The 13,078-nt window shown below is 73.1% G+C and carries 12 protein-coding genes; 10 read left to right on the forward strand and 2 right to left on the reverse strand.

Annotation, left to right across the window (positions count from 1 at the left end; all coding sequences use genetic code 11):
* Positions 1-137: 137 nt before the first annotated feature.
* From V4Y04_RS19715 to V4Y04_RS19735, 5 genes are all read left to right on the forward strand, one after another.
* On the forward strand, positions 138-1,034 hold the full coding sequence (locus V4Y04_RS19715) for an SRPBCC domain-containing protein (protein WP_332429509.1): 897 nt from the start codon (positions 138-140) through the stop codon (positions 1,032-1,034).
* Positions 1,035-1,103: 69 nt separating this feature from the next.
* Positions 1,104-1,901: an aldose epimerase family protein gene (locus V4Y04_RS19720; protein ID WP_332429510.1), complete on the forward strand. Its 798-nt coding sequence runs from the start codon at positions 1,104-1,106 to the stop codon at positions 1,899-1,901.
* A 103-nt stretch (positions 1,902-2,004) separates the two neighbouring features.
* Positions 2,005-2,553 (forward strand): orotate phosphoribosyltransferase, encoded by a 549-nt coding sequence (gene pyrE / locus V4Y04_RS19725; protein WP_332429511.1) that lies wholly within the window; start codon positions 2,005-2,007, stop codon positions 2,551-2,553.
* Positions 2,554-2,836: 283 nt separating this feature from the next.
* Entirely contained in the window at positions 2,837-3,868 is a 1,032-nt protein-coding gene (fbaA, locus tag V4Y04_RS19730; RefSeq protein WP_332429512.1) for a class II fructose-bisphosphate aldolase, read from the forward strand.
* A gap of 121 nt (positions 3,869-3,989) precedes the next feature.
* Positions 3,990-5,468 (forward strand): MFS transporter, encoded by a 1,479-nt coding sequence (locus tag V4Y04_RS19735; RefSeq protein WP_332429513.1) that lies wholly within the window; start codon positions 3,990-3,992, stop codon positions 5,466-5,468.
* A 60-nt stretch (positions 5,469-5,528) separates the two neighbouring features.
* On the opposite strand, the gene V4Y04_RS19740 is transcribed toward V4Y04_RS19735, so the two are convergent.
* Both V4Y04_RS19740 and V4Y04_RS19745 read right to left on the reverse strand, forming a co-directional pair.
* Positions 5,529-5,951 carry a DUF3151 domain-containing protein gene (locus V4Y04_RS19740; protein ID WP_332429514.1) on the reverse strand — a complete coding sequence of 141 codons (423 nt, stop codon included), beginning with the start codon at positions 5,949-5,951 and terminating at the stop codon, positions 5,529-5,531.
* Positions 5,952-6,011: 60 nt separating this feature from the next.
* Positions 6,012-7,172, reverse strand: a complete 1,161-nt coding sequence (locus tag V4Y04_RS19745; RefSeq protein ID WP_332429515.1) for a PP2C family protein-serine/threonine phosphatase — start codon at positions 7,170-7,172, stop codon at positions 6,012-6,014.
* A gap of 302 nt (positions 7,173-7,474) precedes the next feature.
* On the opposite strand from V4Y04_RS19745, the gene V4Y04_RS19750 reads away from it, so the two are divergent.
* The 5 genes from V4Y04_RS19750 (at position 7,475) to V4Y04_RS19770 (ending at position 13,063) form a co-directional block, all read left to right on the forward strand.
* Positions 7,475-8,305, forward strand: a complete 831-nt coding sequence (locus tag V4Y04_RS19750; protein WP_332429516.1) for a tryptophan 2,3-dioxygenase family protein — start codon at positions 7,475-7,477, stop codon at positions 8,303-8,305.
* Positions 8,298-9,605: a kynureninase gene (gene kynU, locus V4Y04_RS19755; protein WP_332429517.1), complete on the forward strand. Its 1,308-nt coding sequence runs from the start codon at positions 8,298-8,300 to the stop codon at positions 9,603-9,605. The genes V4Y04_RS19750 and kynU overlap by 8 nt, the downstream gene beginning before the upstream one ends.
* Before the next feature lie 181 nt (positions 9,606-9,786).
* The gene (locus V4Y04_RS19760; protein WP_332429518.1) at positions 9,787-10,665 is read left to right on the forward strand and encodes an alpha/beta hydrolase; all 879 of its coding nucleotides are present in this window, start codon (positions 9,787-9,789) and stop codon (positions 10,663-10,665) included.
* 180 nt (positions 10,666-10,845) lie between these two features.
* Positions 10,846-11,811: an alpha/beta hydrolase gene (locus V4Y04_RS19765; protein WP_332429519.1), complete on the forward strand. Its 966-nt coding sequence runs from the start codon at positions 10,846-10,848 to the stop codon at positions 11,809-11,811.
* Between the two features lie 52 nt (positions 11,812-11,863).
* On the forward strand, positions 11,864-13,063 hold the full coding sequence (locus V4Y04_RS19770; RefSeq protein WP_332432919.1) for an acyltransferase family protein: 1,200 nt from the start codon (positions 11,864-11,866) through the stop codon (positions 13,061-13,063).
* Positions 13,064-13,078 lie beyond the last annotated feature (15 nt).

Here is a 13,078-nt window from a genome sequence, read left to right on the forward strand (position 1 = left end):
CCATGACCACTGAGCCATGACCACTGAGTCACGGCCGCCGGTCCGTGCCCCTCGGACGGGTGTCCGAGTCGTGCCCGCTGCGCCTTTCGTGCCGACGGGGATACAGTCCGGCGTTCCCGTGGGTAGGCTCCGCAGTCATGGAGCACGAGGTGTTCGTTCCGGTTCCGGTGGAGCGGCTCAGGGAGGCGCTGGACGATCCCGCACGGGTCGCCCGCGCGGTGCCGGGGCTCCAGCACGACGCCGGAGCCGATCCGGTCACCGGCCGGCTGAAGGTCCGCATCGGCAGCCACTCCATCACCTATCGGGGCGCCGTCCGGGTGACCCGGCGGGACGACGGTTCCTACGCCGTCGAGGGCGACGCCGTCGAGACCCGCGGCACCGGCACCGTGAAACTGGCGCTGCGGCTGAGGCTGCGGGACACGGAGGGCGGTGCCACACTCGCCGTCGACGGCACGGCGACAGCCGACGGCCGGGTCACGGGACTGCCGCCGGACGCGGTGGCCTCGACGATGGCCCGCCTGCTGAACCGCTTCGCGGCGAACCTGGGGACGACTGCGGGTACCACGGCGGAGGAGGATCCCGGGAAGGGAACGCCCGACGAGGAGACGCCCGACGAGGGGACGTCGTCCTCGGAGGAGCCCTCAGCCCCGGAGTCGCCTTCGGTTCCCTCGGTTCCCTCGGTTCCCTCGGCTCCCTCCGTCCCCGACGCGGAGATCTCCCTGCCGTCCCCCGGACCCGGGCTGCCGAACGATGTGGACGACGTGGACGAGACAGTGGACGGGCCGGTGGGTGAGGAGGACGGGGAGGACGGCGCCGACGAGGACACCGTCGCCGAGGCCGCGCACGCGCGCCGCACCATGATCGGCCGCAGCGCCGAAGAGGTGGACCACGCTCCGCCCCGGGGCCGCTACGCGCCCGTCCCCGTCCCCCAGACCGTCTCCGTCTCCACTCCGCTGCGCTGGGCCGCCCCGGCGGCCGCCCTGGCGGTGGCCTCGGCGATCGTCGCGGTGCGGGTCCTCCGCAGGCGCGGCTGAGGCCGTGTCCGGGAGGCGGGACCGGCCCGGCAGGCGGGGCACTCTTGATCACCCCAGTAGGGTCGTCCCGTGAGTGACGAAGACATCACGCTGACCGCGGGCGACGCGGAGGTGACCGTACGGCCGGGGAACGGCGGGCGGGTCTCAGGACTGCGGGTCGGGGGAGTGGAACTGCTGCGGCAGGGCGACCGTTTCGGGTGCTTCCCGATGGTCCCCTGGTGCGGGCGGACCAGGGACGGCCGGTTCCGGGACGGGGCGACGGTCCGGCAGTTGCCGTTGAACGCACCGCCCCACGCCATCCATGGCACCGCCCGTGACGCGGCTTGGCGCACCGCCCGCAAGAGCGCCGACGAGGTCGTGCTCACGTACGACCTCGTGGAGCCGTGGCCGTACCCCGGGCGGGTGACGCAGCAGTTCACGCTCGGCGAGGACGCGCTGACGCTGACCATGGCCGTGGAGACGTACGAGTCGTCCTTCCCGGCGCAGATCGGCTGGCACCCCTGGTTCAACCGCAGCCTCGGCGGCGCGGACGCCCAGGACGTACGCCTCGACTTCACCGCAGCCTGGCAGGAGGAGCGCGGTGACGACCACCTGCCCACCGGCAACCGGGTCGACCCCCGCCCCGGGCCCTGGGACGACTGCTTCGGCATGCCCGACGGGGTCGACGTCACCCTCACCTGGCCGGGGCGGCTGGAGCTGAAGGTGACCAGCCGTGAGAAGTGGGTGGTGGTCTACGACGAGCAGCGCGAGGCCGTCTGCGTGGAGCCGCAGACCGGGCCGCCCAACGGGCTGAACACCCACCCGCGTCTGGTCACCCCGCTGGAGCCGCTGGAGGCCACGACCACCTGGACCTGGCGGCGGCTCTAGGCGGCAGGCTCCGGGGCGTGCCCTGCAAGGCACGGCCTTACAGGGCACGCTCTGCAGGGCACGACCTGCGGGGCATGTCCCGGGGCCGTCTACCCTGGCTGTCATGAGTGACGTACGTGGCGCGCTGCTGCAGCAGATCAAGGACAAGGCCGTGGTGCACGGCAAGGTGACCCTCTCCTCGGGGCTCGAGGCCGACTACTACGTCGATCTGCGCCGCGTCACCCTCGACGGCGAGGCCGCCCCGCTGGTCGGCCAGGTGCTGCTGGACCTCACCGCCGAGCTGGACTTCGACGCGGTCGGCGGTCTCACCATGGGCGCGGACCCGGTGGCCGGTGCCATGCTGCACGCCGCCGCGGCGCGCGGCCGGCGGCTGGACGCGTTCGTGGTCCGCAAGGCGGCCAAGGCACACGGCATGCAGCGGCGGGTGGAGGGCCCGGACATCAGAGGGCGCCGGGTCCTGGTCGTCGAGGACACCTCCACCACCGGCGGCTCCCCGCTCACCGCTGTCGAGGCCGTGCGCGAGGCCGGCGGCGAGGTCGTGGCCGTCGCGACCATCGTGGACCGGGCGACCGGCGCCGCCGAGAAGATCCAGGAGGGCGCCGGGGTGCCGTACCTGTTCGCCTTCGGCAAGGACGAGCTCGGCCTGGACTGACCGGCCGGCCGCACCACGCCGGCAGCACCCACCACACCGGCCGGTGTCTCGGCCACCGGCCCTCGGCCACCGGCCACCGGCCACCGGCCCCCGACCCTCGGCCCCCGGAACCCGTGTTCCGGACCCCTTGGCATCCCCCGCATAACGACTCGACCAGCGCCGTCGCCGGGCGGGACAAGTCTGGGAGGATGGCCCCGACAACGACGTCGCATCCAAGGTTCCAGGTCAGGGCCGACAGTACGCAGTACGCCAACCCGCACGCGCTTGCATAAGGAGCGGACAGATGCCCATCGCAACTCCCGAGGTCTACAACGAGATGCTGGACCGGGCGAAGGCAGGAAAGTTCGCCTACCCGGCCATCAACGTCACCTCGTCCCAGACCCTGCACGCGGCACTGCGCGGCTTCGCCGAGGCGGAGAGCGACGGCATCGTGCAGATCTCCACGGGCGGCGCCGAGTTCCTGGGCGGTCAGCACAAGAAGGAGATGGTGACCGGTTCGGTCGCCCTGGCCGAGTTCGCGCACATCGTCGCCGAGAAGTACGACGTCAACATCGCCCTGCACACGGACCACTGCCCGAAGGACAAGCTCGACGGCTACGTCCGTCCGCTGCTCGCGATCTCGGAGGAGCGCGTCAAGGGCGGCCGCAACCCGCTGTTCCAGTCCCACATGTGGGACGGCTCCGCGGAGACCCTCGCCGACAACCTGAGCATCGCCCAGGAGCTTCTGGAGCGCGCCCGCGCCGCGAAGATCATCCTCGAGGTCGAGATCACCCCGACCGGCGGTGAGGAGGACGGCGTCTCGCACGAGATCAACGACTCCCTCTACACCACGGTCGACGACGTGATCCGCACCGCCGAGGCGCTCGGCCTCGGCGAGAAGGGCCGCTACCTGCTGGCCGCGTCCTTCGGCAACGTGCACGGTGTGTACAAGCCGGGCAACGTCGTCCTGCGCCCGGAGCTGCTCAAGGAGCTGAACGAGGGCACCGCCGCCAAGTACGGCAAGCCGGCCGGCTCGCAGCCGTTCGACTTCGTCTTCCACGGCGGCTCGGGTTCCTCGCCGGAGGAGATCCTCACCTCGCTGGAGAACGGCGTCGTGAAGATGAACATCGACACGGACACGCAGTACGCCTTCACGCGTCCGGTCGCCGACCACATGCTCAAGAACTACGACGGCGTCCTGAAGGTCGACGGCGAGGTCGGCTCCAAGAAGACCTACGACCCGCGCACCTGGGGCAAGCTGGCCGAGGCGTCGATGTCCGCCCGCATCCTGGAGGCCTGCCAGAACCTGCGTTCCACGGGCACGAAGATCAAGTAACCCGGCGGTTCACCGGCAGCGCGCAGCCGAGCCCGGTACCCCTTCCGTCACGTCCGTCCGCACCCGTTGCGGCGCGTGCGCAGGGGGTGCCGGGCTCGGCCCGCTTCCGTATGCTCCGAGCATGCCCGATGTCCGGCTGGCCTCACCGCAGGGCAAGTGGATCCTGCTCACCACGGTGCTCGGTTCGAGCATGGCCATGCTGGACTCCACCGTCGTCAACGTCGCCCTGCCGCGCATCGGCCGTGACCTCGACGCGGACCTCGCCGCCCTGCAGTGGACGGTCAACGCGTACATGGTCACGCTGGCCGGCCTGATCCTGCTGGGCGGGGCGCTGGGTGACCGGTTCGGGCGCCGGAAGGTGTTCGTGGTCGGGGTGCTGTGGTTCGCCGCGGCCTCCCTGCTGTGCGGTATCGCGCCGAACTCCGGTGTGCTGATCGCCGCCCGAGCCCTGCAGGGGATCGGCGGCGCGCTGCTCACGCCCGGCTCCCTCGCCCTGATCCAGGCCTCCTTCCACCCCGACGACCGGGGCCGGGCGGTGGGCCTGTGGTCCGGCTTCGGCGGGATCGGCGCGGCGGTCGGCCCGTTCCTGGGCGGCTGGCTGGTGGACGGGCCGGGCTGGCGCTGGGTGTTCCTGATCAACGTGCCGCTGGCCCTGCTGTGCGCCCCGATCGCCGTCCGTCACGTACCGGAGTCGGACAGCGGGGAGGAGGCCCCCGGCCGCTTCGACGTGCTCGGCGCGGTGCTCGGCGCGCTCGCCCTCGCCCTGGTGACGTACGCGCTGATCGAGGCCGGTGAGGACTCCCTCGTGGTCGCGGCCGCCGGACTGGTTGCGGCCGTCGCCTTCGTGCTCGTCGAGAAGTACCGACCGCACCCGATGATGCCGCTGGACATCTTCGCGTCCCGGCAGTTCACGGTGATCAACGTGGTGACCCTGTGCGTGTACGCGGCGTTCGGCGGCTTCTTCTTCCTCGCCGCGCTCCAGCTCCAGGTCGCCGTCGGCTGGTCCGCGCTCGCCGCCGGTACGGCGCTGCTGCCCACGACCGTGCTGATGCTGCTGCTCTCCGCCCGCTCCGGCGAGCTCGCCGTCCGGATCGGGCCGCGCATCCCGCTCACCGTCGGACCGCTGCTGTGCGCGGCCGGGATGCTGCTGATGACGCGGGTGGGGCCGGGCGCCTCGTACCTCACCGAGGTGCTGCCCGCTCTGCTGGTGCTGGGCCTGGGCATGGTCACCCTGGTGGCGCCGCTGACCGCCACCGTCCTGGCGGCCGTGGAGACCACACGGGCGGGTCTGGCCAGCGGTATCAACAACGCGGCGGCCCGCGCGGCCGGCCTGCTGGCGGTGGCCGCGCTGCCGCTGCTCGTCGGGATGGGGCCGGAGGCGTACCGGGAGCCGGACGCCTTCGATGAGGCGTTCGGCCGGGCGATGGTGCTGTGCGCCGCCGTCCTGGTGGCCGGCTCGGTCATCGCCTTCGCGACCGTACGGCGTCCCGCACCGGGCTGCCGCCGTCCCGAATGCCGTACGCACGGCAGTGTGGCCGTACCCCCACTGGAACCCGAGACCGCAGTGGGGCCGGCCGGTGGTGTTTCACGTGAAACGTGACCACCGTCCGGCACTGGCAACCCGGAGCCCAGGCCCTGAGGGCAGGCCCTGGTGCAGGCTTTAGGCCCGCTTCAGCTCCTCGTACGCCTCGGCGCTGCTGTCCTGGAGGAACTGCGTGCAGCGCTCCGCCTCGTCCTTCTCGTCGATCGCCTCGGCGGCGCGGGCGAGGGCGGCGAGGCAGCGTAGGAAGCCGCGGTTGGCGCGGTGGCTCCACGGGATCGGTCCATGGCCCTTCCATCCGGCCCGGCGCAGCGAGTCGAGTCCCCGGTGGTAGCCCGTCCGGGCGTACGCGTACGACTCGACCACTCGCCCCGCCTCGAAGGCGTCGTCGGCGAGCATGGCCCAGGCCAGTGAGAACGTCGGGAACTTCGCCACCACCTCGGCGGGCGGCAGGGACTCCTCGCCGAGCAGGCGGTACGCCTCCTCGTTCTCGGGCAGATGGGTCGGGTCCGGGCCGCCGAGCAGGTTCTTCTGAGTGGTCATGACGCCAGTCTGCCACCTGGCGGGGGGCCGTTCGGCCGGGCCGCGGTGCCGCGTCGCGGGCTACGTGCCGTGCCCGGGGCGGGGAGCCCGGGCGGTGTCCGAGGGTGGGACGGCGGTATTCGTCTCCGTGTCCGCGTCCAGGGTGACGGCGAAGAGCGCCGCGTCGTCCTGCAGCGCGCTTCCGGTGTGCCGGGAGACAGCGGAGAGCACGGTGTCGAGTACCGCCTCGGGATCGGGCGGGAAGCGCTGGGACAGCACCGGAACGGGGTCGAAGAAGACACCGTCCGTGTCGCGGGCCTCGTTGATGCCGTCGGTGTAGAGCACCAGAGTGGCCCCGGCCGGCAGCTCGAACCGGTCGACCGGGACGTCGGCGCCGTCCGGATCGCTGTTGAGCGCGCCCAGGCCCAGGGGCAGGGACGGGACGGCCGGTTCCAGCGGGAGCGCCTTGCCGTCGTGCACCAGCAGGGGCGCCGCGTGTCCCCGGACGGCGATACGGAGTTCGGAGTAGTCATGGGTGAGCTCCACGACGACGGCCGTGGCGAACGACTCGGCCTCCGCACCGCTCGCCTCCTCGATGCCGGCCCGCATCCGGTCCTCCAGTTGCCGGACGACACTCGGCAGATCCGGCTGGTGGAGGCAGGCCTCACGGAACGATCCGAGCAGGGCGTTCACCGTGCGGATCGCCTCCAGTCCCTTGCCGCGCACATCGGCGATGAGCATGCGGATGCCGTGCGGCGTCTGGTGGATCGCGAAGAGGTCACCGCCGATGGCTGCCTCCGCGTGGGCGACCTCGTACCGGGAGGCCACGGTCAGCCGTCCCACCCGGTGCGGCGGGTCCGGCAGGACCGCGCGCTGCACCGCCGCCGCCACCTCGCGGCTCGTCCTCAGCTGCTGCCGGTCGCGTGTCAGCAGCACATTGAGGCCTGCCGCGATGAGGGTGAGCACGACCAGGCTGGTGAACGCGGTGACATCGGCGCGGGTCGGCTCTCTTTCCAGTTCCACCAGAAGGAGCCCGACGGCATTCGCCGCCACGCCGGTGGCGATCGTCCCGCGCAGGGAGAGGATCGGCGCGGCCAGGACGGGGGCCGACGCGAGCAGGGGGAACGTGCTGACGTTGTTCAGGAGGACCAGGTCGAGGACGAAGGCGCTCGCGAGCAGCGCGGCGGGCAGCCACCGGAGCCGCCGCTCGCGCTCCCCCGCTTCCTCGCGCCTGTTTCGCATTCGATTCCGCGTTCCTGAGGTGGTCGTCCCGTCAGTGCGGCCGGCACTCAGTCTCTGACAGGCTTCTGGTGACGGCTACCGGAGGATCTCCGCGGGCACGGACCGGAACCGGCGGCCACGGCATTCCCTGGCCCACGGCCCCTGGCCCGTGACCCAGGCCCGTGACCCGTGGCCCGTCCGTGATCGGGCGGGCCTTGCGAGGCCGGGGGATCATTGCGGAGGATGCAGTACGGGGACCGGGGCCCCCGTGTCGGTAACGGCAGGGGCGGACCGCTACCCGGAGCACACTTCAGGAGACAGCGATGTCCCACGAGGCTTTTGAGCCGGAGACCCCGCATCTCGACTTCGAGGGCACGACCCCCTACGAGGACTACGTCAGGGCCGACGTCCTCACCCACCTCCAGCACACCCTCTCCGACGATCCCGGAGAGATGGTCTTCCTGGTCACCACCCAGGTGATGGAGCTGTGGTTCACCGTGATCGTGCACGAGTGGGAGACGGCGGCGAACGCGCTGCGGGGCGACGACATCCCCACCGCGGTCGACGCGCTGAAGCGGTCCGTACGGGAACTGGAGGCGCTGAACGCCTCCTGGAAGCCGCTCGGACAGCTCACCCCGGCACAGTTCAACGCCTACCGCGGCGCGCTCGGCGAGGGCTCCGGCTTCCAGTCGGCGATGTACCGGCGCATGGAGTTCCTGCTGGGCGACAAGTCCGCGTCCATGCTCGTCCCGCACCGGGGCGCGCCGCGGACGCACGCCGAGCTGGAGAAGGCGCTGCACGAACCGAGCCTGTACGACGAGGTGCTGCGCCTCCTCGCACGCCGCGGGCACGCCGTCCCCGACGAGGTGCTGCGCCGCGACGTGTCCCGGCGGTACGAGCCGTCGCCGCGGGTGGAGGAGGTCTGGACGGCCGTCTACTCGGGTGACGAGCGGGACGAGGTCGCCCGGCTGGGTGAGGCGCTCACCGATGTCGCCGAGCTGGTGTGGCGCTGGCGCAACGACCACCTGGTCGCCACCCGCCGCGCGATGGGCGCCAAGGCCGGTACGGGCGGTTCCGCCGGGGTGGCCTGGCTGGAGAAGCGGGCACGGAACAACGTGTTCCCCGAGCTGTGGACGGCGCGCTCCTATGTCTGAACCGAAGCTCAGGGCGAAGGAACTGGACGCGGCCGACGGGCTGGCCGCCCAGCGCGCCGAGTTCGTGCTGGACGAGGGCGGCGGCGGGAGCGGCGGCGAGGGTGGCGGTGCGGGCGGTGACGCGGTCTACCTCGACGGCAACTCGCTGGGCGCGCTGCCCGTCGCCGTCCCCGGCCGGGTCGAGGACGTCGTCCGCAGGCAGTGGGGCGAGCTGCGCATCCGGTCCTGGACGGAGAGCGGCTGGTGGACGGCGCCCGAGCGGATCGGCGACCGGATCGCCCCGCTGGTGGGCGCGGCGGCCGGGCAGATCGTCGTCGGCGACTCCACCAGTGTCAACGTCTTCAAGGCGGTGGTGGGCGCGGTGCGCCTGGCCCGGTCGGCGGACCCCGCCGGTGGGTCTGCCGGGCCCACCGGGCCCACCGGCCCCGCCCGTGACGAGATCGTGGTCGACGCGACCACGTTCCCCACGGACGGCTACATCGCCGAGTCGGCGGCCCGGATGACCGGCTGCACCCTGCGTCCGGTGGCGCCGTCCGAGGTCCCGGACGCGCTCGGCGACCGTACGGCAGCCGTGCTGCTCAACCACGTCGACTACCGCACCGGCCGGCTGCACGACCTGCCCGCGCTCACCGCCGCCGTGCACGCGGCGGGGGCGTACGTCGTCTGGGACCTGTGCCACAGTGCGGGCGCGCTGCCGGTCGGACTGGACGAGCACGGCGTGGACCTGGCGGTCGGCTGCACCTACAAGTACCTCAACGGCGGCCCCGGTTCACCGGCGTACCTCTATGTGCGCGCGGAGTTGCAGGACCGCTTCGACTCCCCGCTGCCCGGCTGGAACTCCCACGCGGAGCCCTTCGGCATGCGCCCGGAGTACGCACCGGCGCCGGGTGCGCTGCGCGGGCGGGTCGGCACCCCGGACATCCTGTCCATGCTCGCCCTGGAGGCGGCACTGGACGTCTGGGACGGCGGCGGCGTCACGATCGAGGCGGTACGGGCCAAATCCCTCGCCCTGACGGACTTCTTCCTGGAGTGCGTCGAGGCGTACGTCCCCGAGGGCCGGGTCGAGTGTCTGACCCCGAGGCCGCACGGGGAGCGGGGCAGCCAGATCGCCCTGCGCTGTCAGGATGCCGGGGACGTCATGCGGCGGCTGATCGAGCGCGGGGTGGTCGGCGACTTCCGTCACCCGGACGTGCTCCGCTTCGGCTTCACCCCGCTGTACGTCGGCTTCGCGGACGTGGAGCGGGCGGCGCGGGTGCTGGCGGAGGTGCTGGCGGAGGTGTCGGCGGAGACCGGGGTTTAGGGCGCTGCGGAGGCGGCCGGCGGGCCCGTGAAAGGGGCGGGATCCGCCTGCCGCCTCCCGGGAGGTTCACCGAGTGTGATAGGCCCATGTCCGCGCACATGATCGTCCTGATACCGTCCCGGCCAACGGTCGAACACTTCTCCGGTCCGCCACATACGTTTCATTGCTGAGAGGTTGGAGCATGACGGACGACGCCGCAGCTGCCCGGGCCGCCGCCGAAGAGGAGTCGGTCTTCTCCCATCCGCCGGTCGAGCCCGACGCCACGGCGGCCTACGGCGACGACCCGGACCAGCTGATCGACTTCTACGTCCCGCGTGCCACGGGCGGCCCCGGAGGCCCCGCGCCCGTGGTCGTCGTCCTGCACGGTGGTGCCTGGCGGGCGCCCTACGACCGGCGGCACATCAGCCCGTTCGCCGGCTTCCTGGCCCGCCGGGGCTTCGCCGTGGCCAGTGTCGAGTACCGGCGCGGGGCGGGGGCGACGGGCGGCGGGGACCCGGTCGCGGGGCGCTGGCCCGACACCTTCGACGACGTGGCCGCCGCGCTCGACGCGCTGCCCGGGCTGGCCCGCCGGCATCTGCCCGGCGCCGACCCGCGCCGCACGGTGGCCACCGGCCACTCGGCCGGCGGCCATCTGGCGCTGTGGGCCGCCGCCCGTCACCTCCTCCCCGCCGACGCCCCCTGGCGCACCGACGGTCCCGTGCCCCTGCGGGGCGTGGTCGCCCTCGCTCCGATCGCCGACCTGGCGGTCGCCGACAAGCTGGACGTCTGCGGCGGTGCGGTACGCCAACTCCTGGGCGGTGACGAGGGGTTCGCCGAGCGGCAGCCGTACGCCGACCCCACGCTGCTGCTGCCCACCGGAATCGCCACCACCATCGTCCAGGGCCGTTGCGACGCCGACGTCCCGCAGGCGGTCGCCGAGGCGTACGCGGACGCGGCGGCCAGGGCGGGTGAGGTGGTGGGGCTGACGTTGCTGGAGGACGTCGGCCACTTCCCGCCGATCGACCCGGCGGCGGACGCCTGCGCGGTGGTGGCGGAGGAGATCGCCCAACTCGCCTGGTGATCCCGGTCCGTTGATGGTGTCTGGTGGGACCCTCTCCCAAGTACCTCCGGTCGTACCCGTCATACCTGAGAGCCACCCCGGAGGTGAGCTCCCCGGTGGGACGCGGACCACCTGCGCCGATCCGTAACTTCCTTCCCTGAACGGCCCGATGAGCGGGCGGACGGACAGGGGGGAACAGTCATGGGGTACCGGTGGCGCCGCGCCGCACTCGCCGTGCTGGTCGCATCGGCGGTGACGCTCCCCGTGGTCGGGGCGGCCCGGCCCCGGGTCCCCGCCCCGCCACCGGTCACGCTCGCCGCGCCGACCGCGGCCACCCTCGACGCCACCTACGCCGCCCACCGGGCCAATGCCGGGGAAGCGGCCCGGATGGCCGCGGACCACGGCGACCGGCGGCGCGCGGCGGCCGACCGGTCCCTGGCCGGCCCCGCCCGGCAGTTGCTCTCCTTCGACGGCCGCGGCGCCGGGCTGGTGACCGAGGTCCTGGGCGACCTGGCGCACGCCGATCGGGTCGCCGTCCTGGTACCCGGATCCGACACCGGTATCGACACCTACGGCCGGTTCCGCGCCGCCGCCCGGGCCCTGCACATCCGGCTCACCCGTGAGGCCCCGGCGGGCACCCGTACGGCGGTCGTCGCCTGGCTCGGCTACGAGACGCCCCCGACGATCGGCCTCACTGTCGCCACCACCGACCGCGCGGACCGGGCCGCGCCCGAACTGCGCTCCCTCGTGGCGGACTTGCGGGCGGTCATCGGTCCGCGCCCGCGCATCTCCCTGCTCTGCCACTCCTACGGCTCGGTCGTCTGCGCCCGCGCCGCCCCCGGTCTGGATCCCGACGACGTCGACGACATCGCCGTCGTCGGCAGCCCGGGCACCGGTGCCGACACCGCCGCTGCCCTGCGCACCCGCGCCCGGATCTGGGCGGCCCGGGGCTCCGGCGACTGGGTGGAGGACGTTCCGCACCTCGCCGTCGACCTGTTCGGCACCCGCGTCGGCTTCGGCACCGACCCCGTCTCCCCGGCGTTCGGCGCCCGGGTCTTCGCGGCCGGCGGCGGCGGCCACAGCGACTACTTCGCACCCGGCTCCACCTCCCTGACCAACCTGACCCGGATCGTCCTGGGCGAGACCGAGGCGGTGACCCATGACTGACCCGACCCTCCAGAGTCCCCGGCGCGGCATACGGCACGGGATATGGCACGACATGGGCCACGGCGTACGGCACGGCGTACGGCGAGGTGCCGAGCGCGTCGACGCGGCCACCCCCGCCCACCGCGACCGCGCCGTGGACGCCCTGCGCGCCGTCGCCGTCCTCGGGGTCGTCCTCGGCCACTGGCTGGTCACCGCGCTGGTCGCGGACGGCCGCACCCTGCGCACGGCCAGTCCGCTGCAGCACCTGCCCTGGCTGACCCCCGTCTCCTGGCTGTTCCAGACCCTCGCCGTGTTCTTCCTGGTCGGCGGTCATGTGGCGACCCGCGGGTATGCCTCGGCCCGCGCCCGCGGCGTCCCGTACCGCCAATGGCTGCGCGGCCGTCTCGCCCGGCTGTTCGGGCCGGTCGCCGCCGTCCTCACCCTGTGGACCGTGGTCACGTTCGTGCTGCTGCTCTCCGGAGCGGAGTTCGCCACCGTCCGCACCCTGGTGAAACTCGCCCTGTCCCCGCTCTGGTTCCTGCTGGTCTTCGCCGCCCTCACCGCCGCGACCCCGCTGCTGACCCGGCTCCACCCGCTGTGGCCGCTCGCCGTCGTCCTGCACGTGGACGTACTGCGCTTCGGTCTCGGCGGCCCCGCCTGGCTCGGCTGGATCAACCTCGCGGCCGGCTGGCTGGTCCCCTACACCCTGGGTGCGGCCTGGACCCGGGGCGAGCTGGAGCACCGCCGGGCGGGCCGGTTCCTCCTCGTCTCCGGCACGGCGGCCACGGCCGCGCTCGTCGCCTGGGGCGGCTACCCGGCCTCCATGGTGGGCGTCCCGGGCGCCGCCGTCTCCAACCTCAACCCGCCGACCCTGGCCGCCGTCACCTTCGGCCTGGCCCAGTGCGGACTGGCGCTGCTGCTGCGGGAGCGGCTGCGGGGCGCGATGCGGAGGCCGATCGTCTGGGCGGCGGTGGCGCTGGTCAACCTCTCCGCGATGACGGTCTTCCTCTGGCACCAGACGGCCCTCATGGGGACCACCGCCACCGGGCTGCTCGCCGGCCGGCTGCCCGGACTGCACACCGTCCCCGACGGCCTCGGCTGGGTCGCCGCCCGGCTGGCCTGGCTGCCGGTGCTCGCCGTCGCCCTCGCGGTCTGCTGGGCGGCCTTCCGGTCCTGGGAGCGGGGCGGCGGGCGGCGCGGACGGTCCCGGGTGGTGCGCGCCCACCGACCGGCGGCGGACCGGAGTACCCGCAAGGGAGTACGACATGTATAGGACAGGATCTAGGCT

The organism is Streptomyces sp. P9-A2, from assembly GCF_036634175.1.
GTDB classification, from domain to species: Bacteria; Actinomycetota; Actinomycetes; order Streptomycetales; family Streptomycetaceae; genus Streptomyces; species Streptomyces pratens.